Here is a 25,175-nt window from a genome sequence, read left to right on the forward strand (position 1 = left end):
CCTCTTTTTATTGTTAGGATTAATGTAGCTTGGAGGATAAAAACGAAAGTCTGTGGTCTTAACCATGTTCAAAGAGTGAAGGAATAGAAATAGAGTGTCTATAAGAAGTAGGGAATTTATGATATAGAGTAGTAAGCTCCTTATACATCCTATCAATATATTGTTTATAACTTACTTTTTCGTATGTGGAAATAAGAGATAGACAGTGATGAAATAAATCAAGGCCATCATTTAACTCATTTTGTTCAAGATAAATATGTATAATAGGAAATGTAGCAAAAATTTGAAGTTCTAAAGATAGGTCATAAAATTTGAGGATTTGTTGATAACTATTAAGAGCATCATCATAGCGATGGAATGCTTTAAGGCAGTAAATTTTTAAAAGTAGTAGTCTAGTAGGTTTATCAGAGTGAAGAGACAAGTTGTCTGACAGAAGAAGCATTGAAGTGTTTAATTCTTGTAAAGCTTTTTCGTAGTATTCTAGATGATAATAAGCAAGTATCATATTATATTTAAGTTCAAAGATTAGATCTATATTAGGTAAATGATCATAATGAAAAAAAATAAGGCAGTAGTTTACAAGAGGCAAGAAGCGCTCTGTTTTGTAACAACATTGTATAAGGTGAGACGTAAGATTTGCAAAAGTATCTGAATAAGATTGTTTAGGAACCGAGTTAAAGGCTTGTGAATAATAAGTATAAGCTTCAGTATAGTCATGGTGACGCATATAATAACTGCCAATGGTATCATAGAGGAGAGCTTTTTCAAGTGGGAGATTATGTTCCTCAAGTAGGAGTAGCATATTCGCATAGTTACCATTTTTAAAAGATAGCGATATAAGAGTATTATCAGCTTGAAGAGAGCTAATAAACTGTAGGGCAAGTGTACGAGCCTGTGATTGAGCAGAATTGAGTAATTCATTAAGTGAGAGTGTACATGTTTTATTTTTTTGTAAGCATGCATTGTGAAAGTTAGTAAGAATAGCTTCTGCTGTACTTGGGGTCAAAGAGATTTTATTGGTTTCAATCATGCTAATAGTATTACGCGTCATATTTTTACCTGCTAAATCATCTTGTCTTAAATTATATTTTCTGCGGAATAATCGAAGTTTTTCACCGGGGGTCATTACTATAAAATCCATTATATTTTCACCACCTTGTTCTGACATCTAAGTCTATAATAACTAAAAATACGATAAAGGTAAATATAAAATTTTTAGTTTAAATGATAAAGATTATTGACAAAGAAAGATAAAAAGGCTTATACTTAATTTAGTAGTTCTAAATAAAACTACTAATTCGAATAAGATAAATAACATTTACATACAAGTAAAAATAGAGGAGGAACTAGAATGAGTACAATTAAAGTAGGTATCGTAGGATATGGTAATATTGGTCGTGGCGTAGAGGCAGCTATTACACAAAGTCCAGATATGGAACTTGTAGCTGTTTTCACAAGAAGGGCGCCAGAGACACTTACGATTGAAACAGCAACAGCAAAAGTGGAGCATATGGACGCTTTATTAAATTATAAAGGTATCATTGATGTAATGATTTTATGTGGTGGTTCAGCTACAGATTTACCAGTACAAGGTCCAGAACTTGCAGCTAACTTCAATACAATTGATAGTTTTGATACACATGCAAGAATTCCAGAGTACTTTGAAAGTGTAAATGAAAAAGCACTAGAAGCTGGTACAACAAGCATTATCTCAGTAGGTTGGGATCCAGGTCTCTTTTCTATGATTCGTATGATGTCAGGTGCAATCTTACCAGTTGGAGAAGACTACACATTCTGGGGCAAAGGTGTAAGTCAAGGTCACTCAGATGCATTACGCCGTGTTGAAGGTGTTAAAAATGCTATTCAATACACAATTCCGATGGATGAAGCAGTTGAGAGTGTAAGAAGAGGAGACAATCCTAAGCTTACAACAAGACAAAAACATCTTCGTGAATGTTTTGTTGTGGCTGAAGAAGGTGCAGATCTTGCAGCTATTGAAAATACAATTAAAACAATGCCAAACTACTTCGCAGATTATGATACAATTGTTAACTTTGTAAGTGAAGAAGAATTAAAAGCTAACCACTCTAAAATGCCACATGGTGGATTTGTATTTAGAACTGGTGTAACAGGTTTAGAAGAAGAAAACAAACAAATCATTGAATTCTCACTTAAACTTGATAGTAATCCACAATTTACAGCTAATGTACTTGTAGCATACGCTAGAGCTGCTGTAAGAATGAATAAAGAAGGTATGAAAGGTGCTAAATCCGTATTTGATGTACCATTATCTTACCTTTCAGCAAAATCAAACTTAGAACTTATGAGAGACTTATTATAAGATTTTAAAAGAGTTATTAGGAAGCCTAATAACTCTTTTTTATTTGTTTTTATAAATAAGGGGATTATAATAAAAGTAGATATATAGAGCTAGAGGAGGTTATAACGTGATTAGTGAAAATTTTACTTTCATAGGAGAAGAACAGGTGCAAGTGTATGCCTATAGATGGTTACCTGATCCAGAAATTGGTGTAAAAGGAATTGTGCAAATTGCACATGGGATGGCTGAAGGGGCTCACCGCTATGAACGTGTAGCAAATTACCTAACAGATAGAGGATACATTGTTTACGCCCATGATCATAGAGGCCATGGAAGAACGGCTAAAGGCTTAGAAGATATAGGTATTCTAGCAGAAAAAGAAGGCTTTAAATGTTTAGTTAAAGATTTATATCGTTTGACTCAGTTAATAAAAAAAGAAAATCCACAGTTGCCTTTATTTTTACTTTCTCATAGTATGGGGTCTTTTGTTGCACAAGCTTATATTATGAGATATGGAAAAGAACTAGATGGTGTTATTCTTTCTGGAACCAATGGTAAACAAGGTTTCATTTTAGATATAGGTTTATGGGTAGCTAAACAAGAAGTTAAGAAAAAAGGAAGAAATGCAAAAAGTCCTGAGATGGACAAACTTATATTTGGAACGTATAATAAACAGTTTAAGCCTAACCGCACATCATTTGACTGGCTTTCAAGAGATGAGAAAGAAGTAGATAAATACATAGAGGACCCATATTGTGGAAGTGCTTTTACAGCAGGATTTTTCGAAGATTTTCTTACAGGGCTTAAGTATGTTGGGTCATTAGAAAACAAGAAAAGTATTCCATTAGATTTACCTATTTATATTTTTGCAGGAGATAAAGACCCTGTTGGCAGAAATGGAAAAGGGATTTATGACCTTGTAAAAGATTATGAAAAAGTAGGAATAAAAAATGTAACCTATAAGCTTTATCAAGAAGGCAGACATGAGATGTTTAATGAAATAAATAGAAAAGAAGTTATGGAAGATGTAGTGAAATGGTTAGATAGTTTAATAGAAAGATAAAAGGCTGCCAGCTAACTTGCAAGTGAGTTAGCTGGCAGCCTTTTGGCTTTGGAAAGGAGGTTAGAACTGCTGGAGGTCTGTAGAGACTCTAAACTTAACAGCAGTACCATAGACAAGCATTTGTGTTTGGTTATTTGAGGAGGGGCATATACTGCACTGAATACCTATAACGGCATCAGCTTTAATGCGCGTAGCTTCTTCTTGAAGACTTTTTAAAGCTTCATCAAAAGCTTGTTCTCCAGCAGAAGATAGGCCTTTTACAAGGCCTAATAATTCTAATTCTTGATTTTCAATAGAATGAGTAGTAGTAAGCTGCATCACGAATACTCCTTTAATAAGCAATCTTTTTAGATAGTATATGCCTAGGTATTAAAAATTATTGCTTATGACTAAGAAGGAGCGACATTTCACGGATAACTTTACAGCATGTAGCAGTAGATACGCCTGATATATCATAGTGAGGAGAGAGTTCTACCACATCTGCGCCCACTATATGATTAAGTTTTGTGAACTGCTTAATAGCAAAGATAAGTGTATTAAAATCAATACCACCAGGTTCAGGTGTACCTGTTCCTGGGAATATGGAAGGATCAAGTACATCTAAATCAATTGTAATATAAACAGGACGATTCTGAAGTTGAATAATAATTTCCTCTAGACTATCTAGATTAAATGGTTGAAGATAGGTATGAGATTTGGCCCAGTCAAATTCTACTTTAGTGCCAGAACGTATACCAAATTGGAAAATACGATTATCACCTAGTATGTCCCAAGCGCGTCTTATAACAGAAGCATGAGAAAGCGATTCACCCATATAATCCTCACGTAAATCTGTATGAGCATCAAAGTGGATAATACATAAATCAGGATAAATCTTGCTAAATGCCTCAATAATAGGAAGAGAAACTAAGTGTTCCCCACCTATCGTTAAAGGACGTTTTCCGTCTTTTATAATTTGAGCAAAAGTTTTGTATATCGTATTAAGTGCTTTCGTTGTATTTCCAAAAGGAAGTTCTATATCTCCTAAGTCACAGAGGTTGTAATCTTCCATATCTAAGTCTAGGTAAGGAGAATAAGTTTCAAGCCCGTAGGAATCGGGCCTAACTACAGCGGGTGCAAAACGTGTTCCGGGTCTAAAGCTTGTTGTCCCGTCAAAGGGAATACCAACTAAAACAACAGGAGAAGTGTCATATTCTTGGTCAAATCCAATAAAACTAGATGTAGTAGAAATATTATGCATTTTCTAAGCTCTCCTTAACGTAGGTTGGAAGCATAAAAGCACCTTTATGTAGGTCTGTATTATAATAACGTGTATGAAGCCCGAATGCATTCCAAGCATCTGCTTTAAGATCTTCTAGAGGATGGAATTTCTTAGAAGCGAATCCAAAGAGCCAGTGACCTGAAGGATAAGTTGGCATATGGAATTGGTAAACTTGTGCAATTGGGAATGTATCTTTAATTTTGGAGTGCGCACGTTTCATTTCATGAGCGTAAGAATCGTAGTAAGGGCTCTCGTGTTGATTAATAAGAATACCAACTTCGCTTAAAACGCGCTTGCAGTTGTTATAAAAATCGTAAGTGAATAACCCTTCACCAGGTCCGATTGGATCTGTAGAGTCTACTAGGATAAGATCATAGCTAGCATCTTTTGCATCTTGAACAAATTTGAGCCCATCTTCAAAATGGAGGCAAAGCCTTGGATCAGCATCAAGTTTGCAAGCAGTTTGTGGGATGTATTTTTGACAAAGGCGTACAACACGTTCATCAATTTCAACCATATCTACCTTTTCAATGCTCTTATAACGTAAAATTTCACGGGCAGTTCCCCCATCACCTCCACCGATAATGAGTACTTTTTTGATTTCTGGATTAACTGCCATAGGTACGTGTGTAATCATATCGTGATAGATGAATTCATCTTTTTCTGTTACCATCATTAACCCATCTAATGTAAAGAACTTGCCGAATGTATCACTTTCAAAGAAGTCAATCTGTTGAAAAGCACTTTTTTCAGAGTGTAAGTGTGACTTAACTTTGATAGAGAATTTAGTATCCTCTTGGTGGTTTTCTGTATACCATAAATCAATCATATTTTCCTCCTGACTACTGTCTAATACAAGAATGTGATTAAGATTATCTGTAGCATTCAAGATGACAGTATCTTGTTTTTGTAAATAGTGATAATACTCAATAAGTGGTTTGGTAATCATCTCACCAGGGATAATAAGTGGAATACCTGGTGGATAAATCATAATAGATTCTCCGCTTATCAGACCATCAGCTTCATCAATAGAGATTAGCTTTTTAGGATGGTAGTAAGCTTCTCTTGGTGTAAGAAGAAGTTTGTTGTGCAAGGAGACTACTGGGGTAGTGTTAAGACTAGATGGAAGAGAGCCAGTATAAAGCTTCCTGCTAATGTCTTTTAAGGCAGAAACTAAAGTAGATAGGCTTTCTTTAGTGTCTGCTAGTGAAATAATAGCAAGTACAACGTGAGGCTCGGCTAGTTCGAGTTGAATGTTGTAGTCACTTGCAAGCAAATCATAAATATAAAAACCTGAAACGCCCAAATCACTTACACGGATAAGTAGTCGTAAAGGGTCGAAGTGGTGAGCGGCATCCATACACTGAAAACCCGGAATTTGATTAATTTGTGTTTTCGTATGCTTAGTAAGATTAATCAGCTCATGGAATAAAATATGACCCTCGGTAGCAAGTTTATGACGAGCATAGTCCAGAGAACACATCAGCAGATAAGAAGCAGATGTAGTCTGCATCAGATTAATGGTGGAGCGTACTTTCAGTTTATCGATTAGTCCATCGTTATGGAGTAAAACAGAAGATTGGGTAAGAGAACCTCCTGTTTTGTGCATACTAACTGTGACTAGATCAGCGCCTAGCTTGCATGCATTATCAGGTAGCTCAGGATGAAAAGGAAAGTGAGCACCATGAGCTTGATCTACAAGCACAGGAACACCTTTCTCGTGAGCAAGTTGAATAATAGCCTCAAGTTCTGATATGGCTCCAAAGTAAGTAGGGTGAATGACTAGTATAGCCTTAATATCATCATTGAGGTCAAAAGCGTGCTTGACGCTACTTACAGTAATGCCATTAGCAATACCATAATGGGTATCAATTTCAGGCTCAATAAAAACAGGTTTTGCACCTGTTAGAATAAGTGCATTAATAGCAGATTTGTGAACGTTGCGAGGAAGGAGAACTTTGTCACCATCGCTTAAGGTACTCATAAGCATATACTGCACACCACAGGTAGAACCATTTACGAGCATAAAGGCATTGTCTGCTTCAAAGGCATCTGCTAAAAGCTTTTCTGCTTCTAGAATGATGCCGGTAGGGTGGGCTAAATGATCTACAGGTTTAGTAGAGTTAACATCCATTCTAAGTACGTCTTCACCCCATAAGCTTTGGAGTTCATCAAGTGCTTTGCCACCTTTATGACCTGGTACATCAAAGCGGGTTATAGATTCACTCGTATAGGTCATAACACCTGTAAGTAGTGGAGTAAGATGATGATTCATTGCCTAATCCTCCACAGGGAACATGGCTTCAGTGACATTAGTCCCATAGAAAATTTCATCCATTTCTCTGCGAACTTTTTTGGCAATCTGATGTGCAGTACCTGGATGAAGATCTTGTTTGGTATAGCCAAATAAGTAGTTATCCAAATCAAAGTTTTTTAGTTTGCATTTTGTGTGGAATATATTTTCCTGATATACATTAACGTCGATCATATGATAAAGATGCTTAATGTGATCAGGAATAAAGTTTTGGATAGAATCAATAGGATGATCAATAAACAGTTTATTGCCTGTAATATCTCTAGTAAAACCACGAACTTTATAGTCAATGGTCATCATATCTGCATCAAAGCAGTGGATGAGATAGTTAAGGGCCTTAAGGGGAGAGATCTCACCACATGTAGAAACATCAATATCGGCCCTAAAGGTACTAATACCATCAGTTGGATGATATTCAGGATAAGTATGTACAGTAATGTGACTTTTATCTAAATGGGCTAGTACGATGTCAGGCAGTGGGCCAGGTGTTGCGCAGTTTGGAAAAGAAGCAGCTGGCGCTATAGGGCTTTCTGATATTAAAATCGTAACACTAGCACCTTGAGGTTCATAATCCTGCTTTGAAACGTTTAAAATATTGGCACCAATAATTTCAGTAACAGTCGTAAGGATTTCAGTAAGTCTGTCGGCATTATATTGTTCGTCAATATAATTAATATAAGCTTCACGATCTTCGGACTTTTGGGTATAACAAATATCATACATGTTGAAACTTAAGGTTTTCGTGAGATTATTAAAGCCATGTAATTTAATTTTTTGTGTATCTAAATGTTCCATCAGTAATAAGACCTCCTTGGTTTTAGTGTGAGAATCATTTTTTAACAAATGCTATTATAGGGGTGACTTTTTGAAAAAGCAATAAAAAATTTTGTATACCTATACTAGTAGTTTAGTAATAGTGTTATAAAAAATAAAATCTTATATCTAACAAAAAGTTTTATAATACTAAACAAAATAAAATAAAATGTAATGCGTATAAGTGTATAATAATGAGAAAAGTACTAAAGACAAAGAATGTTTAAAAATAAGAATGAAAAAATCTGAAAAAAATAATATAAATTTTATGTATAAGAGTTAAGTAATAATATTTGAAAAAAATATAAAAATTAATTAAAAAAATAAGCGATAGGATAGATAAAAATGAAGAAAAAATGGCTTAAGAATCTATTATATTTACTTATAATGACATTTTTAATTGTATGTATAGACTCTATTAAGGCTCAAGAATTAGACGTATCTAAACCACTTATTTTAGCTTTTCAAAGTCAAAAAGCTAAAGTAAAAGGTGGTGAGAAAATTAATTTTCTAGCTCTATATGCTCTGCCCAATGGGACCCAAATGGCAGAAGAGAGATGGAGTTATAGACCTCTATTTTTAAATGAAGAATACGTTGTTTTTGAAAAGCCTGAAGTACTTTTTGCACCGGGCCAGTATGAAATCGCATTACAGATTAAAGATAGCCATGAGGTATGGAGTGAGCCAGCTCTAACTTATATCACAGTATCTAAAAACTGTAGTCAATCTGAAGTAGCCTATATGGCGCAAAAAAATATAAAAGGGGCTAAGTTTAATCTGTTTGGAACTGAAAACTATAGACTATATAAAAAAATAACCGGTACAAGAGATGGTGTAGTGGGTGGAAAGTTAATCATTAGTGATAGTCCGGAAAAGGTCAAAGAAAAAGGGATTTTATATGAGGGAATAAGTAATGGGACAGGAAGACTTCTTATGCACCATCTTCATGATATGAAGGATGGTAAAGATTATAGAATGATGATTTTAGTAACCAATTTAAATAAGGAGAAGCAGAGAATCCGTATTAATAATTATGCTATAAAGGGGCCTAGTGAGGATGTGCTTTATATAGGTGAGCAGCTTCTATTAGATTATTGGGATAATCAGACAAGAGAGGTTATTTATGATTTGCCAGCAGGGCAGACAGGAATTATTTATAAGCAGGAGATGCCTTGGAAAAGAGGAGATGCCCTATCTAGTTATATAGATTTCCATACAGAGGAGAAAGTCAAATGGCAGGTATTGTGTGTAGAAAATGGGGATAACTTCGAAACATATAAGCATTATTGTGCAAAAGATCAGCACATAAGGGGAACTTTTGAGACTCTGAAAAAAATCTATTATATAGATTTAGACACAGAATTAGCCTATTTTTCCATAGGAGAAGGGATGGAAGAATTTCTAATAGGGTTTGATGAGGTATTAGGTAAAGAGGTCTATAATAAGGGGAACTTTGGCATGGAGTATGAACTTCATTTAAAAGCGGTGAAAGATACCTTTGTAGTATTTAATCCAAGAGGGGATGTATTTAGAGGGGCGCTTATGTGGAATGGTAAAGTTTATGCCATGCCTAATAAGGGATGTTTAAAAGGAAAAGGAGAAGCTAGTTTTTTGGGAGAGATTCAAGAAGGAGAAGAGGCTATAGTGAAATATATTTTACCTAATGGGTCTTCGGCTCCTGTACTTTTTGTGTTTGTACCCCAAAATAATCCGGAAAAAATGTCAATTTTGAAGGAAATTTGTAAAGCGTATAAGCCGTTCTGAATATAGTGTAAGTATGGGGGGGTCACTATGAAAAATAACTTAGAACTAAGGCGGGAGGATCTTAAAATCTCCTATCTCAATACAGGTTTTAATTTTAAAACAACAGATGAAATCCAACCAGATGAGAGCATTATTGATCAGGACAATGCGCTTATGGCACTAGAGTTTGGTTTGCAATTAGGTGCAAGAGGCTACAACATGTATATATCTGGAGTAGACCAAAAGACAATTTATGAATACGTAAAAGCAAGGTTAGAAAAACAAGCTGGTGAAAAGGCTGTCCCTCAGGATATATGCTATATTTATAATTTTAAAAACCCTTCCACACCTAGAGTGATTCGTATGCAGCCAGGCGACAGTATACGTTTTAAAGAGGATATGAAAGAATTTAGACAGTTTCTTATAGATGGATTAGGTGCTAAATTAGATAGTGTTGAAGCAGAGAGAAAAAGGCAGCATTTAATAGATAAATTAGATAGTAAAAAGGAACAAATATTAGAAGAACTTAAGAGCTATGCAAAAGAGCAAGGCTTTATTGTTAAGTTAACTCAAGAAGGTTTAGGGTTTATTCCTCTTGATAAGGAAGAAAACCCTATTTCAATGGAACAGTATGAACTTCTAGACCAAACTACAAAGCAAGAGATTGAGGAAAATATTGATAGACTTTCAGAGATGGCAGAACAAGTACTTGCGGATATTAGAGATGTAGAAAAAGAGTATAGTCAATATATGAATGATATTAGTGAAACGATTGTTCTTAATGAAGTAGGCTATTTTATTAAACATCTGAAAGAAGTATATGGGAAATACGAAGTGATTAAAGAGTATCTAGATGAAATTTTACAAGATATATTAGAGGATATCTCTATTTTTAGTGATTCACAGTCTGCAGAAAACCAGGAAATAAAAAGTATTTTTCCATGGTTAGGGAGTAATAAGGTAGGGGAACGTATAGGTCATTATGATATCAATATACTTGTAGATAATAGCCAGCTTCAAGGTGCACCAGTAGTTACAGCAAGAGATTTAAGTTTTGCTAGACTAGTAGGTAAGATTAAGGTAGATACAGAGCTAACGCTAAACCGTGTAGATTTTAATAACATTAGTGCAGGTCTTTTACATGAAGCTAATGGTGGATATCTACTATTATATGTTAATGACCTTTTAGATTATCCAGGATCTTTTGAAGTTCTTAGAAGGACACTTAAGACAGGAGAAGTTAATGTAGAGAGTTTAGCGATTTCTAATATTACAACGAGTTTAGGTATGTTACCACCACCTGTTCCTGTAGATTTTAAGGTGATTTTAATTGGTGATTATGAAGTATACCGTGTGCTTTGTGATACAGATGCAACTTTTAAAGATTTATTTAAAATGAATATCGATTTTAAAGATACTATAGATGGAGATAAGACTTCACTCTTACGATTTGCAAGCCAGATAAAAGCTTTTTGTAATAAAGAACATTTACCCGATGTAAGCTATGAAGGTGTATTAGTCTTGGCAGAATATAGCCATAGGTTAGCTGAAAGTCAAGAAAAAATGAGTGCCAATATACAACCTGTTACAGACTTAGTAAGAGAAGCCAGTGTTTTTAGTAAAGATCTTATTACAAAAGAACATATTGTGAAGGCAAGAAGGGTTAAGACACTTTTTAAAGAAACCTTACAGAAAAATATAGAAGAAAAATATGCAAAGAATATCTATCTGCTTGATGTAGGTGGAAAGAAAATAGGGCAGGTGAATGGATTAGCTGTATATGATGTGGGGGACTTTATGTTTGGGAAGCCTGTTCGCATTACTGCTACAACTTATAGGGGGAAAAGTGGTGTAGCAGATATTGAAGGTGCAGTTGGATTGAGTGGAAGTATTCATTCAAAGGGGGTTCAAATTATTACAGGCTTTCTAGGTAATTATTTTGCACAAGATTATCCTCTTTCATTATGTGGGAAGATTTGTTTTGAGCAAAGTTATGGGGGAATAGATGGAGATAGTGCATCGAGTGCGGAATTGTATGCTATTTTATCAAGTTTATCACAAGTTCCTATTAGGCAAGGGGTTGCTGTAACAGGTTCCATTAATCAATATGGGCAGATTCAACCTGTAGGAGGCGTCAATGATAAGATAGAAGGATTCTATAGAATTTGTAAGCAAAAAGGCTTAACAGGAAAACAAGGTGTTATTATTCCAAAACAAAATCAAAAAGACTTAGTGCTAGATGAAGAGGTAATAGAAGCAGTAGAACAGGGAAGATTTCATATTTATGCAATTAGTTCCTTTAAAGAAGGAATAGAAATTCTGACAGGCGTACCGGCAGCGCAGGTTGAAGAACGTGTGGCATGTAAATTGAAAGCTTACAGTGGTGAAGGACAAAATAAGCCAATACGAATTAAGAAAAAAGTAAAATAAACGTCTTATAACAAGAAGTAAGGGCTGTTGCGTGGCAACGGCCCTTTTCTTTATGTATAGGCCAAAAGAAATTGGTGTGAACAAGCTATTGTAGGGAGGAGAGTAAGGAATAATGAATTTATAGAAATAAAATGAATAGAATAAAAAATGCATACTATGTTATAATATTCTAAATGAAAATTGGAAAAGGAGATGCTCCATGAAAAATACTATACTTTCCGTATTGGTTGAGAATAACTATGGTGTTGTTGCGCGTATTGCGGGTTTATTCACAAGAAGAGGATTTAATTTAAATAGTTTTACAGGAGAGGAGACACATGAAAAAAATATTTCTAGAATTACTATTTCTGTAACAGAAGATGAAAATTCTCTCTATCAAATTCAAAAACAGGTAGAGAAACTTATTGATATTAAAAAAGTTGAGGTACTTGATAGCAAGCAAGATATTATTCGTGAACTTGCCCTTGTTAAAGTGACTCTAAAACCTGAATTATGCAATAAGATTAAAGAACTTACTGAGATATATAGTGTAAAAGTCATTGATATTGATACAGAGGTTATTGTATTCGAAATCTGTAACAGTAAAGATATGATAGATGCTTTTATAGATGTAGTAAGACCTTTTGAGATTGTTGAAAGTGTGCGTACTGGTGTAATTGCACTTCAAAGGGGTAATCAGCATATATAAAGAAGTTTTTTTATTAAGAAGAATATTATTGAAGGAATTTGGCGACATTTTCTAAGACAATGTCACTTTTAATAGGAAGAGATAAAAGAAATCTATAAAATGTTTTAAAAGGAAGATATGGTAAAAATATCCTTGTAAATAAACGCATAAATATGCTACACTAATTAAAAATACTATAGAATTAAAAGGAGCTAGTTTGAATGGATACAATTCAAGACATGACATTAGCTCAGTTAAGAGAACTTGCAAAAGAAAAAGGCCTTAAGAATATTAGTAAGCTTAAGAAAGCTGAACTCATTGAAGCACTTACCCCATCTCAGGAAATCCAATCTGAAATCATCCCAGAACCTATTGAAGTGGAAAATTTAATAGAAGATGAAGAAGAAATCAAAATCAGTAGACAAGACCGTATGGTAGGCGCCGGCATTTTGGAAATTATGCCAGACGGCTATGGTTTTTTACGTGCACGTAATTTTATGCGCGGTGATGATGACATTTATCTATCAATTTCACAGATTCGACGTTTTAATCTTAAAACAGGCGACTGGATTGAAGGGGATATGCGTAGACCTAAAGAGGGAGAGAAAGCAGGAGCCTTACTCTATGTGCATAAAGTAAACGGTGACAGACCAGAAAAGGCTAAATACCGTCCTAACTTTGAAACGCTTACGCCAGTATTTCCAAATCAAAGACTGTCTTTAGAATATGATGAGAGTGTATTATCGACGCGTATCATTGACATTATTGCCCCAATAGGAAAAGGTCAAAGAGGGCTTATTGTAGCACCACCTAAAGCAGGGAAAACAATTCTCTTAAAGCATATTGCTAATGCTATCACACACAATCATAAAGATGTCTCTCTTATTGTAGTACTTATAGATGAGAGGCCAGAAGAAGTAACCGATATTAGAAGAAGTATAGAAGGACAAGATGTACAAGTTATTGCTTCTACATTTGATGAGCCGCCAGAACACCATAAACAAGTAGTGGAAATGGTACTAGAGCGTGCAAAACGTATGGTCGAACAGGGAAAAGACCTTGTTATTCTGTTAGATAGTATTACGCGTATGGCAAGAGCGTATAACCTTACTATTCCACCAAGTGGAAGGACTTTATCAGGTGGACTGGATCCAGCTGCACTTCATATGCCAAAAAAATTCTTTGGAGCAGCGCGTAAGATAGAAAATGGTGGAAGTTTAACCATTCTTGGGACAGCACTTGTAGAAACAGGAAGTAAAATGGATGATGTTATCTTTGAAGAATTCAAAGGAACAGGCAATATGGAACTTGTATTAGATAGAACCTTATCAGAACGCAGGATCTTTCCAGCAATTGATATCTATAAGTCTGGAACAAGAAGAGATGATCTTCTTTTAAGTAATGATGAGGCTAATGTAGCTTACAATATTCGAAGAGAGATGAGTCGTGGTAATTCTGCAGAAGTTATAGAGGACCTTATTAATAAGATGATCAAGTATCCAACAAACAAAATTTTTACAGAAAAAATGCTGAAAAACGATTATTAATAAACCTTGCAATTTAAAAAAAGACATGATATAATACTAACGTTGTCATAATAGTATTGTTAACGTATAAATTAACATAGAAAGTACTATGAAAGAGGTGAATAGCATGAATAAAGAAATCCAACCAAAATATGAAGAATTAGAAGTAGTTTGTAACTGTGGTAACGTAATCAAAACACGTTCAACAAAATCTGACATCCGTGTAGAGGTTTGCTCAAACTGTCATCCTTTCTATACAGGTAAACAAAGAGCTGCACAAGCTAAAGGTAGAATTGACAAATTCAACAGAAAATACAACGTTCAATAATCGTAAACAAGAGGGGTTGAGAGGATGGTCTCAACTCTTTTTTTATTTATAGATTATTTTATTTAAGGAGGTGCAGTATGGCAAGGACAGATATAGGGGGTCAAGCAGTTATTGAAGGCGTTATGATGAAGGGAAGAAAGTTATACGCCGTAGCTGTAAGAAAACCAGATGGTGAGATTGAAGTAGATGTACAAGACACAAAGAGTATCCTAGACCGCTATAAAGTGCTAAGATTACCGATTTTACGAGGTATTGCAGTATTTATAGAATCCTTAACATTAGGTGTGAAAACACTAAGTTATTCTGCAGAAATCTTTGGAGACGAAGAAGAAGTGGAAGAAAGTAAGTTTGAAAAATGGCTTATGGAGAAGTTAGGAGATAAAGCTGAGAAGTTTTTAATTGGTGCAACTATGTGTGTTTCTTTTGTATTAGCAATTGGTATCTTTATGGTTCTACCAATGCTTATTAGTACTTTATTTAAGAACTTTATTGACTCTTCCTTTGTACTGAACCTCGTTGAAGGTGCACTTAGGATTTTTATTTTCTTAGGTTACATGAAACTTGTAACTTGTATGAAAGATATTCAGCGAACTTTCCAATATCATGGTGCAGAACATAAAACGATTAACTGTTTAGAACAGGAAAAAGAGCTTACAGTAGAAAATGTAAGGTCATGTACAAGACTTCATAAAAGTTGCGGGACAAGTTTCCTTTTTGTCGTTATGATTGTAAGTATTCTAGTATTTAGCTTATTTACAACACAAAATGTATGGCTTAGAATGGTTACCCGTATTGTAATGGTACCAGTTGTTGCAGGTATTTCTTATGAATTTATTAGATGGGCTAGAAAAGCAGATAGTAACAAGCTTGCAGAGCTTTTAAGTAAACCAGGTATGTGGCTTCAAAGAGAATTTACAACAATTGAACCAGATGATGAGCAAATAGAAGTAGCTATTGCTGCGATAAAAGGAGTTTTAGATAATGAGCATGCTGAAGGATCAGCCAAAAAATGTAACTGTTAATCAGCTTATTGCAATGGGTAGAAATGTCCTTGAAAGCTATGAAAAGATGGATGCTGCTATTGATGCAAGGCTACTTGCACTTTATGTGTTGCAGTGTACATCAAGTGAACTGATTCTTCATGGCAATGATGAAGTTGCAGATCATATTAAAGAGTCTTATATGTATATGATTGCAAAACGTATTCAAGGGATACCTCTTCAATACATTACAAAAAGTCAAGAATTTATGGGACTAGAATTTTATGTAGATGAGCGTGTTCTTATTCCGAGACAGGATACAGAAACGTTGGTAGAAACAATTATAGAATACAGCAAACAAAATAGAGTTGAAAAAGCAGTAGAAGTAGGCGTAGGTTCAGGATGTATTAGTGTATCACTTGTGCACTACATAAAAGGGCTGAACATAACAGCGATAGATATTTGTGAAAATGCACTTGCAGTAGCAAAGAAAAACGTAAAAGCGCATCAGTTAGAGGAACATATTACCCTCTTGCAAAGTGATGTCTTTAAGGATTATGATGGAGAAGAAGAAAGTCTAGATCTTATTGTGTCTAATCCGCCATATATTACATTTGACGAGTGTAAAGGGCTTATGGGAGAAGTAAAAGAGCATGAGCCTCGTAAAGCGCTAACTGATGAAGGCGATGGCCTTAAGTTTTATCGTGAAATTACTAAAGAAGGTAAAAAGTACCTTAAGAAAAATGGTTTATTAGCCTATGAAATAGGATATCTACAAGGCGAAGATGTATGTAACATTCTTAAGCAAGAAGGTTTTTATAACATTAAGCTTATACAAGATTTAGCTGGAAAAGACAGAGTTGTTATAGGCATGAAATTATAAATAATGATGAGGTGAATGGATGTTTGATCAGCTTGACGATTTAGTACAAAAATTTGAAGACATAGGTGAAATGATTAGTGATCCAATGGTAATTGCCGATCAAGAGAGATGGCAAAAGCTTATGAAAGAGCATAGTGATTTAAGACCTATTGTAGAAAAATATATCGAATACAAAGATACACTTGCAGCAATTGATGATGCACTTATGATGCTTGAAGAAAAGTTAGATGATGACTTTAGAGAGCTTGTAAAAGAAGAACTTAATGAGAATAAAAAACGTGTAGAACCACTTGAGAATGAAATTAAACTTTTACTTCTTCCAAAAGACCCTAACGATGAGAAAAACGTTATCGTGGAGATTCGTGGTGGCGCTGGTGGAGATGAAGCTGCACTCTTTGCTGCAGACCTTTACCGCATGTACAACCGTTATGCAGAACGTTGCAAATGGAAAACAGAGCTTATGGAAGTTAACGAAAGTGGAATTGGTGGTTTTAAAGAAGTTATCTTTATGATTAAAGGGCAAGGTGTTTACTCTAAACTTAAATATGAAAGTGGTGTACACCGTGTACAACGTATTCCTTCAACAGAATCAGGCGGTCGTATCCATACATCAACAGTTACTGTAGCTGTTCTTCCAGAGGCTGAAGAAGTAGACGTTGAACTTAACATGAATGATGTGCGTATTGACGTATTTAGAGCTTCAGGTAATGGTGGACAGTGTGTAAATACAACTGACTCAGCTGTACGTGCTACTCACATTCCAACTGGTCTTGTTGTGTCTTGCCAAGATGAAAAATCACAGCTTAAAAATAAAGAAAAAGCACTTAAAGTACTTCGTGCTAGACTTTATGATATGGAGCAAGCTAAACAACATGCTGAAATGGCAGCAGAAAAGAAAAGTCAGGTAGGTACTGGTGATCGTAGTGAACGTATTCGTACTTACAACTTCCCACAAGGACGTGTAACAGACCACCGTATCGGTCTTACACTTCATAGATTAGATTCAATCCTTGATGGTGATATTGAGGAAATTATTTCAACACTTACTACAGTAGATCAAACTGAAAAACTTAAATTAGTAACTAATGAATAAAAAAGATGCCTCTTCTGAAGAGGCATCTTTTTTGTGGATATTATTTTGAAGTATAGATATCTTTTTCAACATTGATGAAGATATCTGCAATAATGTTATAGGCTTTACCCCATGCTTCCATAACTTCTTCGGTTGCACCATCGCCTAATACATCTTTAAGAGCTTGTAATAAGTTTTGTCCTACGATTGGGTAGTGTTCAGGTTTGACATTAAGTTCTACGTGTCTTGCACCGATTTTTTGTACCGCTGGAAGAAGTGTTTCTAAACGGTCAATATTTTGGGCAGCAGCTAATACTGTCATAGCTAAAGCCATTGGTTGAGCACCTGATTCTTGTTTGCTCATATCAAACATAGCTTTTACTTCTGGATTATTTTCAAACATAATTTTATAAAAATGAGTTGTAATTTCTACACCTTTTTCTTGCAATACAGGAACTGTGCTTTTAACAACTTCAATTGTTTTTTGATCTAACATGGTTAAATCCTCCTAACAAAGTAATGAACGAATGATTTTAATTTAGAAAATAAAGAAATAATAAAGTATAAAGTATTAACCTATAATAGGTTGCATTAGCATGTTATTTAGTAAGCAAAAGGGGGAATAGCATAAGCTATATTTGAACTTTTACTATAGAGATAGCAGGCCAGAACGATAAGGGGTGTTGTTGGAATAACGGGAAGGAAAGTACCTACTATCCCTATAAATAAAAGTAGGGAACCTAATATGAGATAGGTATATTTTTTTAAGTCATTTAACATATTTATAGTCCCTAAGTTAAATGTGTATATGTTTTACATATTTAATTTAACATATTTTGCTTTAATGTGCAAGTAAAATATACATTTAAAATGTGTTATAATAGTTAAAGTTTAAATGGAAAGGATGCTGCAACTATGCAACTATCTAAATTTACCGATTATACATTTCGTGCACTTGTGTATTTAGCTAGACATACAGATAAGTTATGTACAGTAGAGGAATTGGCAACTTATTTAGATGTATCAGAGCACCATATGAAAAAGGTTATACATCAGCTTGCTAAAACTGACTACGTACTTTCTATAAAAGGTAGGTCAGGTGGCCTAAAGCTGGGAGTATCACCTTGTGAGATTAATCTAGGAAAAGTGCTTAGGATGACAGAAGAGACAGGAAATATGGCAGAATGCTTTAGTAGAGGTGAAATCTGCAAGCATGTACAAGGTGGCTGTAAACTGAAAGGTATTATCCAAAGATCTCTTAATAAATTTATAGAGGAATTTGATCAATATACGTTAGAAGATGTTTTATAGTAAAAGAAAATAAAGTGAGAAAAGCTAGCACAGGCCATTACCTTTTGAAAAACATGGCTCTATGCTAGCTTTTTAAGTTTTTAAGAATTCTTAGTTTCTTCAAAGTCTACATCAATGATAGGTTTACCATCAGGAGTAGTAGTTGGTTTTGAGTTTTTTTTAGGTGATCGATTAATGTTAATATGAATACCTAATTTATTACGCCATTTTTTAGGAATAAGTAAGGTGATAAGACTAATAATGATGGCAATGCCAGCAACGCCTAAGGCAAAGGTAATGGCAATGCCTATAATAGAAAAAACAACAGATAATAAAACACCTACCAGTGCAATGACAGGAATAGCAATAAGGATAGCAAGTATAATTGCCCATGCACCAGTTATATCATGACTACCTATTTTAAAGTGGAAATTTGATGGTTTCATTTCAATTTCTCCTATCTTTTTATAACTGTTTTTATATGTCTTAGTATAACATAGCTGAGTTATAATATGAATAATAAGTAAAGAGGATCAGCGGATGTAGTGTTGCATTGTATAATATGGGTTATACCAATAAGGATTTTATATCGGTTAATTGGGGATATGTTATCTTTCGTAAGTTAGAAAATATGAAAGAATAAATAGTTGCATCAAAAGTTCTAGAAGTTACTAGTTGACAATAGTACATAATCGTCATAGGATATATCTATAAAATAGTTTGTATACGAACTAATAGGAGTGAGTAAAATGGATAAATTCGTATTTAGGTGTTCAAAGAAAACATTATTAATATATGCAGCTATTGTGTGGATGTTTGCGGGGGGGATGGTGATGAAACTAGGTTATGAAGTTTTATTAGCAGCACAAGGCTATAAAATGATTTCTGTTATAGTGGCTGTAAGTGTATTTTTAATTTTCTATTTTAGTATTTTTAGTAAGATGGTCTATAAACATGAAAAACGTATTAAAAATAAAGAAAAAGAAAAGCTATGTGTCTTTTCGTTTTTTGATGTAAAAGGTTATGTCATTATGGCTTGTATGATGACCTTAGGAGTAGTGATTCGTTCTATGAGTTTCATTCCGCCTATGTATTGGGCACCTTTTTATGTAGGATTAGGGACAGCTTTATTTAGTGCAGGGATTCTATTTGTTAGAGGTTGGCTAAAATGGGAACAATAAAAAGGGAAACAGAGTCCTTTCAAATTATTATGATGATTAAAGAGATTTATTCACTTATGAATAATCATATAGGATTGGGAATGAGAATGAGTGGATTAACTAATCAACAGGTTATGGTAGTGAAGATCTTAGCTCATAAAAAAGAGATGACACTTACAAGCCTGTGCAGTGAACTTTCTTTAACGAAAGCTACAGTATCAGGTATTATTAAAAGATTAGAAGAAGCAGGCTATATAGAGAAGACAAAGAAAGATAAGGATAAGCGTAATACTTATATTACCTTATCCTATAAAGGAAAGGAATTTGCTTATTCCTTTAAGAAAGCTATGAATGATAGTTTTTGTAATGTATTTAAGGAATTAACATCGGAAGAATTAAATCAGATTAAACAGTCCCTAGAGATACTTATTAATAAAATGCAATAAAAAAGCTGTAGAGTTCACTCTACAGCTTTTTTAGATTTAGTTACCTAAGAATCTATCATAAGCTTGGTTGTAAATTTCCATATATCTTTCTAAGCCCATTTTGTTAAGTGTAGCCACATAGTTATCCCAATCAGTATCTACATTTTGTTGACCTGTTGTCCATTTTGCTTTATTTTGATTTACATAGTCTTGTAAATCTGTTTGAAGAGCTGATAATTCTTTAGACTCTTCTGGAGTTAAGTTCATGTTTGGAATAGCTGGTGCTAAGAATGGTTTGTACATTTCGAGACGTTCATTAGCTCTGATTGAAGATTCTGTTTGAACAAGGTCGTTCATTTCCATATCTTTTGTTTCCATTGTTGGAGCATATGGACCTGGACATTCGCTAGATACGCCTGGTTCAAGTTCTATAATTTCCCATTTACCGCCCTCTCTTTCTTGAAGACGTTTACCGTATTTAAGTTTTAAAGAGTTTTCTTTTTCAAAGAATGAGTCAATGTAACGCATTGCAACTTCTGGATACTGGCAAGTAGCAGAGATGATTGCTCTGTTTTTATCAATACCGTAGTCGAATTGAGACCATAATTGATCACCATTTGGTCCTTTAAGTGGTTCGATTGCAATCCATTCAATGTCTGTACCTTCTAATGGTCCATTTGTAAGGTATGCACCTACGTAGTCAGAACTTCTTTTAGCCATATATTGGTTGTGGTCTTGTGTGAAAAGTTCTGGGTCAAGAAGACCTTCTGTATAAAGTTTGCTTGTCCATTTAATGTAATCTTTGTAACCTTCTTGAACAGGTGTGTAGATAAGATCTTGTTCATCTTCAGAAAGCATCATGCTTCCAGTAAGTGTTACAATACCGAATGCACCACTGAAACCTGTATCACCATTCCATACATCATATGGAGGAACTGGTTCATAAGTCATTGGAATTTCGTCTGCCTTACCATTTCCGTTAGGATCTTGTGTTTTAAAAGCTTTTAAAACTTCATAGAATTCATCTGTTGTTGTTGGTACTTCTAAGCCTAATTTATCTAACCAAGTTTTGTTAATGCAAAGCTGAGTTGTAGGGATACCTGCATTTGCATTTACAGCTGGAATAGAGTAAATGTTACCGTCTGGCATTGTAATAGCGTTTTTGATATCTGGGCGCTCTTCAAGTACCGCTTTGATATTTGGAGCATATTGATCAATAAGATCGTTAAGTGGAAGGAATAATCCCATTCCAGCATATTTATTAATCATAGTAGAACTTAAACCTGAGAAGAAGATATCAGGAAGTTTATTTGATGCAAGAACTAAGTTAAGTTTTTCAGTTGCACCATCTCCACTTACTGTTTCGAAGTCTACTTGAACATTTGTTTTTTCTGCAAGTTCTGCAAATACTGGATAGTCATCCCAGTCGCCATTTCCAGGTTCGCCATAAGCGAAAGCTGTTAATTGGATAGGCTCTTCAACGATTGGATAACCTGTTAAGTTAACTTCTACGCCTGAAGATGAAGTGTTTCCTCCTGCTGCTGCTTGTGATTTGTTTCCAGTGCTACATCCTGTTACAGAAGATACTAAGAGCATTGTAGCTGTTGCTAAAGTTAAAGCTTTAGTGAATTTTCTCATAACTGTCCCCTCCGGTTGTTTGTAATAAAGTCATAAAAACGGATAAATTCTAGTGATACACATGTATAAATTAACTAGAAATAAATGTCTTTATGTCAGAATCAAATTTAATATATATAAATAATAACATATATTTTTGATTTTTAAAGAGATTATGAACAAAAAAATATAAAAAATTAATTTTTTGTTTATAATCAACAAAAATACGACTAAAATTATAGAGATAGAGACAGTAAAATGTAGCATAATGACGAATGGTATAGTAAGAAAAAGGGAAAAAAGTTATAATAGGGGATAGATCAATAAGCGTGAAAGGAAAGAGAATATGTTAGCCATTGATAATTTTGTTGGGGATACACTTAAAAGATTAGAACAGATTGCACCATTAAATTGTTTAGATATACGATCTTATAAGAAAAATAGAAAAATTGTGATAGAAAAGTTAGAAGAGGGTTATAACCTTTATGAAGAAGGCTTTCATGAAGAGGTTTTTTATGACCTATCTAAGGAAGAACTTAAGAAGCTACTTAAAATTATTGAAAAGAGGGAATTTCCAAGAAGTAATAAGTTAAGACTTTATGTACTAGATTCGAGAGAAAGTAGTGTGGCAAGAGCGAATTATAGACAAGAAGTAGAAGAAGAGGAACAGGAATTAGAAAAAGTATTTCTGAAATGCCCCTATAACTTATTTACGCCTATTAAGAGTTTACTAGAGGAGCAGGGAGGGGAAATTATAAATGTAGATTTTAGAGAAGAAGTAGGTATACAAATGCTTCTTAATGAAGGTGTATATAGTTTATTAAAAGAATATGTAAAAGACGAACAGAATATAGAACTCTATACGTATTATTAGGAGATTAAAATATGAAACAAATTATAATAGAAGATAATAGTGTATTAGAAAAGTTTTTTAGACGTAATAGAAAGTATGAAGAAAAGATTATAAATGAGATTCAGGAGAATCTTCTATCTATTATAAAAGAGAAAACTTATAAAATTAAAACAGTAAAGGGCTATAAATATGAAGGTAAGACCATTTATGAATATAAAATTCCATTAGATAAAGTTTTTTCTTGTAGGGTAGCGTACATTTATCAGGAAGAGAAGATTATAGTATTCTTTATTTCTCTTACTACTATTAAGCATGAGTTTACTAAATTGATTGCAGGGGTAGTAGGTGTAACGAAAAGTTAAAATAAGAATAATAGCTTACATAATTTAACAAATATAAAACAGGAACTTTATCATAAAATGCTACGTCTAAGATATATAAATCAAAACTTTTGATAATAAGGAGAGTATAAAGATGAAAATAAATAAAAAAGTTATAGCTATTATGATGACACTTGCAGTGGCAGGAAGTCTTGTAGGATGTGGACAGTCAAATACACCAGAAACACCAGAAACAGGAGTTGTAACGCCAGAAGAGAAACCAGAAGAAGGAACAGAGCAAGATATCGTAGAGCCAGAAACATCAGCATTAGCAGGTTTAGTAGAAACTATTACAGAGGGCATAGAGCTTCCAAGTCAAACTACCATGTTACCGGAAATGTTTGCAGATGCCTATGGAATAGATACAAGTTTACTTAAAGATTATTATGTAAGTATTTCTATGATGAATGTACATGCAACAGAAATTGCAGTATTTGAGTTAAATGACGAAAAAGATGCCGAAGCAGTTATGGAAGGTATTGAAAAAAGACAAAAAGGGTTAGAAGAACAATGGATGAGCTATCTTCCAGAACAATATGAATTAGTTCAAAACTATCAAACAGCTCAAAAAGGAAATAAAATCTTATTTGTTATTAATGAAGAAGCAGACAAGATTGTAGAGAACTTTAACAATGTAGCTGAATAAGAGTATACAAAAAGAGCAACTCATAAAAATGAGTTGCTCTTTTTGTATACTAGGATTTTTTTATTTGTTTATCATCTTTTGGAATTTCTTCAGGGGCACGTCCTTCAGAATAATCAACAGTAGAAGCTGATGTTTGACCACAGTTACACCATGCATTTGTTGTCGCTGTTTTTTGGGCTTTATTCATAGATTGCTTCACTCCTAAGCTATAAAATGAAAGATTTAAAAATAGTATATGGAGATTACGAAAAGTCATGCTAAATAAATAAAGTCAGTTAGTATACAGTCTTCCATTAATATCCAAATTGACAAGAATATGTCAATGTGGTATCTTAGTTAGGCAAGATACATATTTTTAAATTATCATTGTTAGATATAATAGACGGGAGACTTGAGACATGAGTAAAAAAGTAGCAAAGATGTTAGTTGCTGTTATGATGGTAGCAACAGTAGCTTTAACTGTAGGATGTGCACAGCAAGCACCAGAGATACAACCAGAGACAACTACAGAAACAAAAGTTGAAGAAAATGCAGATGCAGTAACAGGAGCATCAGCAGAAGAATATGAAGTAACTGACTTAGAGTGGAGTGCACAGCCACAACTTGGAATCATCAAAGGTGATTATTATAAAGAGGAAGAGCGTTTTAGACAAGGCCATTTAGGGATTTTTGAAGTTGTAAAAAATGGGGATCAGATTGTTAAAGTAGAGTTTAATGAAAATACACGTCCAAACTACTACAACCGTTTTTATCAAGATGTGCCAAAGCGTTTGTCAGAATATAACTTCAGTATGGGTAAAGCTAAAGGTGCAGCATGGATTCAAAGTGTTGTCTTAGTTGAAAAACAAATGTTAGAAGAACAAAGATTAACAGGTGAGTTTGATGTAGTATCAGGTGCATCAAACAGTATTTACCAAGCAATGGTACCACTTGCAGAAAAAGTAGAGCCATTATTAGCTCAGCCTTCAAAGCAAAAATTCTACGGTATTGCTGAAGAATTAGGTGGCGGTTTAACTGGTCAACTTAAAGTAATTGTAGAAGATGGAAAGATTATTTCTTGTCGTTATGATGAAATCTTCGCAGATGATCCAGCAGATATTGAAGAAGATAAATTAAAAGGATTCTATAGACAATCAAAATATGAAAGTGTTATGTATGATGAGCCATCAAGAATTGGCTTCAATGTACAAATGGATGCTTTAAATGAGAAAGTAGTGGAAACACAAAACTTATTAGATTTAACAGATCTTCCAGCTATTGAAGCAACAGGAGATTATGGTAAATCAGGTTATACAGAGCGTAATACTGCATGGGATAACTATCTTGCATTAGCTGAAAAACTTTTAGCTGAAATGGAAGCTGATAAAGTTTTATATTAATAGATAGAAGGAAGGGACTGTTTTT

27 protein-coding genes and 1 pseudogene are annotated in these 25,175 nt (G+C 34.1%); 17 read left to right on the forward strand and 11 right to left on the reverse strand.

The genetic code is table 11. The annotated features are described in order from the left end of the window. Positions 1–58 precede the first annotated feature (58 nt). Positions 59–1,141 (reverse strand): helix-turn-helix domain-containing protein, encoded by a 1,083-nt coding sequence (locus H8718_RS03445; RefSeq protein ID WP_177670263.1) that lies wholly within the window; start codon positions 1,139–1,141, stop codon positions 59–61. 210 nt (positions 1,142–1,351) lie between these two features. Here H8718_RS03445 and H8718_RS03450 point away from each other — a divergent pair, with 210 nt between their 5' ends. Beyond that, a complete protein-coding gene (locus H8718_RS03450; protein WP_177670261.1) occupies positions 1,352–2,341 on the forward strand; it encodes a diaminopimelate dehydrogenase in 990 nt (329 codons plus the stop codon). A gap of 106 nt (positions 2,342–2,447) precedes the next feature. After that, a complete protein-coding gene (locus H8718_RS03455) occupies positions 2,448–3,383 on the forward strand; it encodes an alpha/beta hydrolase (RefSeq protein WP_249331551.1) in 936 nt (311 codons plus the stop codon). A gap of 60 nt (positions 3,384–3,443) precedes the next feature. On the opposite strand, the gene H8718_RS03460 is transcribed toward H8718_RS03455, so the two are convergent. From H8718_RS03460 to speD, 5 genes and pseudogenes are all read right to left on the reverse strand, one after another. Next, positions 3,444–3,701: a heavy metal-binding domain-containing protein gene (locus H8718_RS03460; protein ID WP_177670258.1), complete on the reverse strand. Its 258-nt coding sequence runs from the start codon at positions 3,699–3,701 to the stop codon at positions 3,444–3,446. Between the two features lie 58 nt (positions 3,702–3,759). After that, positions 3,760–4,623 carry an agmatinase gene (gene speB, locus H8718_RS03465; protein WP_177670256.1) on the reverse strand — a complete coding sequence of 288 codons (864 nt, stop codon included), beginning with the start codon at positions 4,621–4,623 and terminating at the stop codon, positions 3,760–3,762. After that, the gene (gene speE, locus H8718_RS20920) at positions 4,616–5,470 is read right to left on the reverse strand and encodes a polyamine aminopropyltransferase (RefSeq protein WP_334299073.1); all 855 of its coding nucleotides are present in this window, start codon (positions 5,468–5,470) and stop codon (positions 4,616–4,618) included. Before speE ends, speB begins: the two co-directional genes overlap by 8 nt. Before the next feature lie 84 nt (positions 5,471–5,554). After that, positions 5,555–6,919: pseudogene (locus H8718_RS20925) on the reverse strand (aminotransferase class I/II-fold pyridoxal phosphate-dependent enzyme); the annotation flags it as partial. A gap of 3 nt (positions 6,920–6,922) precedes the next feature. Next, on the reverse strand, positions 6,923–7,753 hold the full coding sequence (gene speD / locus H8718_RS03480; protein ID WP_330597575.1) for an adenosylmethionine decarboxylase: 831 nt from the start codon (positions 7,751–7,753) through the stop codon (positions 6,923–6,925). Between the two features lie 363 nt (positions 7,754–8,116). Here speD and H8718_RS03485 point away from each other — a divergent pair, with 363 nt between their 5' ends. The 8 genes from H8718_RS03485 (at position 8,117) to prfA (ending at position 17,421) form a co-directional block, all read left to right on the forward strand. Then, positions 8,117–9,535, forward strand: coding sequence for a hypothetical protein (locus H8718_RS03485; RefSeq protein ID WP_249331553.1), 1,419 nt, complete (start codon positions 8,117–8,119; stop codon positions 9,533–9,535). A gap of 27 nt (positions 9,536–9,562) precedes the next feature. Further along, the gene (locus H8718_RS03490; RefSeq protein WP_249331554.1) at positions 9,563–11,944 is read left to right on the forward strand and encodes a Lon protease family protein; all 2,382 of its coding nucleotides are present in this window, start codon (positions 9,563–9,565) and stop codon (positions 11,942–11,944) included. A gap of 199 nt (positions 11,945–12,143) precedes the next feature. After that, positions 12,144–12,632 (forward strand): acetolactate synthase small subunit, encoded by a 489-nt coding sequence (gene ilvN, locus H8718_RS03495; protein ID WP_249331555.1) that lies wholly within the window; start codon positions 12,144–12,146, stop codon positions 12,630–12,632. 200 nt (positions 12,633–12,832) lie between these two features. Beyond that, positions 12,833–14,158: a transcription termination factor Rho gene (rho, locus tag H8718_RS03500; protein ID WP_249331557.1), complete on the forward strand. Its 1,326-nt coding sequence runs from the start codon at positions 12,833–12,835 to the stop codon at positions 14,156–14,158. Positions 14,159–14,264: 106 nt separating this feature from the next. Further along, complete coding sequence (gene rpmE / locus H8718_RS03505; RefSeq protein WP_177670247.1) at positions 14,265–14,465, forward strand: 50S ribosomal protein L31; 201 nt, start codon at positions 14,265–14,267, stop codon at positions 14,463–14,465. 77 nt (positions 14,466–14,542) lie between these two features. After that, positions 14,543–15,487, forward strand: coding sequence for a DUF1385 domain-containing protein (locus tag H8718_RS03510; protein WP_177670245.1), 945 nt, complete (start codon positions 14,543–14,545; stop codon positions 15,485–15,487). Further along, positions 15,447–16,328 (forward strand): peptide chain release factor N(5)-glutamine methyltransferase, encoded by an 882-nt coding sequence (gene prmC, locus H8718_RS03515; protein ID WP_177670243.1) that lies wholly within the window; start codon positions 15,447–15,449, stop codon positions 16,326–16,328. The genes H8718_RS03510 and prmC overlap by 41 nt, the downstream gene beginning before the upstream one ends. A gap of 19 nt (positions 16,329–16,347) precedes the next feature. Continuing rightward, complete coding sequence (gene prfA / locus H8718_RS03520) at positions 16,348–17,421, forward strand: peptide chain release factor 1 (protein WP_177670242.1); 1,074 nt, start codon at positions 16,348–16,350, stop codon at positions 17,419–17,421. A gap of 40 nt (positions 17,422–17,461) precedes the next feature. On the opposite strand, the gene H8718_RS03525 is transcribed toward prfA, so the two are convergent. Beyond that, positions 17,462–17,896 (reverse strand): globin domain-containing protein, encoded by a 435-nt coding sequence (locus H8718_RS03525; RefSeq protein ID WP_177670240.1) that lies wholly within the window; start codon positions 17,894–17,896, stop codon positions 17,462–17,464. A 107-nt stretch (positions 17,897–18,003) separates the two neighbouring features. Continuing rightward, positions 18,004–18,180 (reverse strand): DUF454 family protein, encoded by a 177-nt coding sequence (locus H8718_RS21025; RefSeq protein WP_408646564.1) that lies wholly within the window; start codon positions 18,178–18,180, stop codon positions 18,004–18,006. 135 nt (positions 18,181–18,315) lie between these two features. Between H8718_RS21025 and H8718_RS03530 the strand changes: the two genes are divergently transcribed. Further along, positions 18,316–18,711: an RrF2 family transcriptional regulator gene (locus tag H8718_RS03530; protein WP_177670236.1), complete on the forward strand. Its 396-nt coding sequence runs from the start codon at positions 18,316–18,318 to the stop codon at positions 18,709–18,711. 80 nt (positions 18,712–18,791) lie between these two features. Here H8718_RS03530 and H8718_RS03535 read toward each other — a convergent pair whose 3' ends face one another. Further along, positions 18,792–19,136: a hypothetical protein gene (locus tag H8718_RS03535; protein ID WP_177670234.1), complete on the reverse strand. Its 345-nt coding sequence runs from the start codon at positions 19,134–19,136 to the stop codon at positions 18,792–18,794. Between the two features lie 303 nt (positions 19,137–19,439). Here H8718_RS03535 and H8718_RS03540 point away from each other — a divergent pair, with 303 nt between their 5' ends. Both H8718_RS03540 and H8718_RS03545 read left to right on the forward strand, forming a co-directional pair. After that, on the forward strand, positions 19,440–19,871 hold the full coding sequence (locus H8718_RS03540) for a hypothetical protein (RefSeq protein WP_249331558.1): 432 nt from the start codon (positions 19,440–19,442) through the stop codon (positions 19,869–19,871). Beyond that, on the forward strand, positions 19,859–20,296 hold the full coding sequence (locus H8718_RS03545) for a MarR family winged helix-turn-helix transcriptional regulator (RefSeq protein WP_177670231.1): 438 nt from the start codon (positions 19,859–19,861) through the stop codon (positions 20,294–20,296). The genes H8718_RS03540 and H8718_RS03545 overlap by 13 nt, the downstream gene beginning before the upstream one ends. A gap of 36 nt (positions 20,297–20,332) precedes the next feature. Here H8718_RS03545 and H8718_RS03550 read toward each other — a convergent pair whose 3' ends face one another. Then, the gene (locus H8718_RS03550; RefSeq protein ID WP_249331560.1) at positions 20,333–21,913 is read right to left on the reverse strand and encodes an extracellular solute-binding protein; all 1,581 of its coding nucleotides are present in this window, start codon (positions 21,911–21,913) and stop codon (positions 20,333–20,335) included. 325 nt (positions 21,914–22,238) lie between these two features. Between H8718_RS03550 and H8718_RS03555 the strand changes: the two genes are divergently transcribed. The 3 genes from H8718_RS03555 to H8718_RS03565 all read left to right on the forward strand — a co-directional run bounded on the left by H8718_RS03555 (position 22,239) and on the right by H8718_RS03565 (position 23,771). Then, entirely contained in the window at positions 22,239–22,766 is a 528-nt protein-coding gene (locus H8718_RS03555) for a DUF1949 domain-containing protein (protein WP_249331561.1), read from the forward strand. Positions 22,767–22,777: 11 nt separating this feature from the next. Then, the gene (locus H8718_RS03560) at positions 22,778–23,107 is read left to right on the forward strand and encodes a hypothetical protein (RefSeq protein ID WP_177670225.1); all 330 of its coding nucleotides are present in this window, start codon (positions 22,778–22,780) and stop codon (positions 23,105–23,107) included. Positions 23,108–23,219: 112 nt separating this feature from the next. Further along, the gene (locus H8718_RS03565) at positions 23,220–23,771 is read left to right on the forward strand and encodes a DUF4358 domain-containing protein (RefSeq protein WP_249331564.1); all 552 of its coding nucleotides are present in this window, start codon (positions 23,220–23,222) and stop codon (positions 23,769–23,771) included. A 49-nt stretch (positions 23,772–23,820) separates the two neighbouring features. On the opposite strand, the gene H8718_RS03570 is transcribed toward H8718_RS03565, so the two are convergent. Beyond that, entirely contained in the window at positions 23,821–23,958 is a 138-nt protein-coding gene (locus H8718_RS03570) for a hypothetical protein (protein ID WP_249331566.1), read from the reverse strand. A 211-nt stretch (positions 23,959–24,169) separates the two neighbouring features. On the opposite strand from H8718_RS03570, the gene H8718_RS03575 reads away from it, so the two are divergent. Continuing rightward, on the forward strand, positions 24,170–25,150 hold the full coding sequence (locus H8718_RS03575) for an FMN-binding protein (RefSeq protein ID WP_249331568.1): 981 nt from the start codon (positions 24,170–24,172) through the stop codon (positions 25,148–25,150). Positions 25,151–25,175 lie beyond the last annotated feature (25 nt).

The sequence above is a fragment of the Zhenhengia yiwuensis genome (assembly GCF_014384995.1).
Lineage (GTDB): Bacteria > Bacillota > Clostridia > Lachnospirales > Cellulosilyticaceae > Zhenhengia > Zhenhengia yiwuensis.

Bases quoted from the DNA above. Each gene is read 5' to 3' on its own strand.
- H8718_RS03445 (WP_177670263.1), bottom strand. From the start codon at position 1,141: ATGGATTTTATAGTAATGACCCCCGGTGAAAAACTTCGATTATTCCGC.
- H8718_RS03450 (WP_177670261.1), top strand. From the start codon at position 1,352: ATGAGTACAATTAAAGTAGGTATCGTAGGATATGGTAATATTGGTCGT.
- H8718_RS03460 (WP_177670258.1), bottom strand. From the start codon at position 3,701: ATGCAGCTTACTACTACTCATTCTATTGAAAATCAAGAATTAGAATTA.
- speB (WP_177670256.1), bottom strand. From the start codon at position 4,623: ATGCATAATATTTCTACTACATCTAGTTTTATTGGATTTGACCAAGAA.
- speD (WP_330597575.1), bottom strand. From the start codon at position 7,753: ATGGAACATTTAGATACACAAAAAATTAAATTACATGGCTTTAATAAT.
- H8718_RS03485 (WP_249331553.1), top strand. From the start codon at position 8,117: ATGAAGAAAAAATGGCTTAAGAATCTATTATATTTACTTATAATGACA.
- H8718_RS03490 (WP_249331554.1), top strand. From the start codon at position 9,563: ATGAAAAATAACTTAGAACTAAGGCGGGAGGATCTTAAAATCTCCTAT.
- ilvN (WP_249331555.1), top strand. From the start codon at position 12,144: ATGAAAAATACTATACTTTCCGTATTGGTTGAGAATAACTATGGTGTT.
- rho (WP_249331557.1), top strand. From the start codon at position 12,833: ATGGATACAATTCAAGACATGACATTAGCTCAGTTAAGAGAACTTGCA.
- rpmE (WP_177670247.1), top strand. From the start codon at position 14,265: ATGAATAAAGAAATCCAACCAAAATATGAAGAATTAGAAGTAGTTTGT.
- H8718_RS03510 (WP_177670245.1), top strand. From the start codon at position 14,543: ATGGCAAGGACAGATATAGGGGGTCAAGCAGTTATTGAAGGCGTTATG.
- prmC (WP_177670243.1), top strand. From the start codon at position 15,447: ATGAGCATGCTGAAGGATCAGCCAAAAAATGTAACTGTTAATCAGCTT.
- prfA (WP_177670242.1), top strand. From the start codon at position 16,348: ATGTTTGATCAGCTTGACGATTTAGTACAAAAATTTGAAGACATAGGT.
- H8718_RS03525 (WP_177670240.1), bottom strand. From the start codon at position 17,896: ATGTTAGATCAAAAAACAATTGAAGTTGTTAAAAGCACAGTTCCTGTA.
- H8718_RS21025 (WP_408646564.1), bottom strand. From the start codon at position 18,180: ATGTTAAATGACTTAAAAAAATATACCTATCTCATATTAGGTTCCCTA.
- H8718_RS03530 (WP_177670236.1), top strand. From the start codon at position 18,316: ATGCAACTATCTAAATTTACCGATTATACATTTCGTGCACTTGTGTAT.
- H8718_RS03535 (WP_177670234.1), bottom strand. From the start codon at position 19,136: ATGAAACCATCAAATTTCCACTTTAAAATAGGTAGTCATGATATAACT.
- H8718_RS03540 (WP_249331558.1), top strand. From the start codon at position 19,440: ATGGATAAATTCGTATTTAGGTGTTCAAAGAAAACATTATTAATATAT.
- H8718_RS03545 (WP_177670231.1), top strand. From the start codon at position 19,859: ATGGGAACAATAAAAAGGGAAACAGAGTCCTTTCAAATTATTATGATG.
- H8718_RS03550 (WP_249331560.1), bottom strand. From the start codon at position 21,913: ATGAGAAAATTCACTAAAGCTTTAACTTTAGCAACAGCTACAATGCTC.
- H8718_RS03555 (WP_249331561.1), top strand. From the start codon at position 22,239: ATGTTAGCCATTGATAATTTTGTTGGGGATACACTTAAAAGATTAGAA.
- H8718_RS03560 (WP_177670225.1), top strand. From the start codon at position 22,778: ATGAAACAAATTATAATAGAAGATAATAGTGTATTAGAAAAGTTTTTT.
- H8718_RS03565 (WP_249331564.1), top strand. From the start codon at position 23,220: ATGAAAATAAATAAAAAAGTTATAGCTATTATGATGACACTTGCAGTG.
- H8718_RS03570 (WP_249331566.1), bottom strand. From the start codon at position 23,958: ATGAATAAAGCCCAAAAAACAGCGACAACAAATGCATGGTGTAACTGT.
- H8718_RS03575 (WP_249331568.1), top strand. From the start codon at position 24,170: ATGAGTAAAAAAGTAGCAAAGATGTTAGTTGCTGTTATGATGGTAGCA.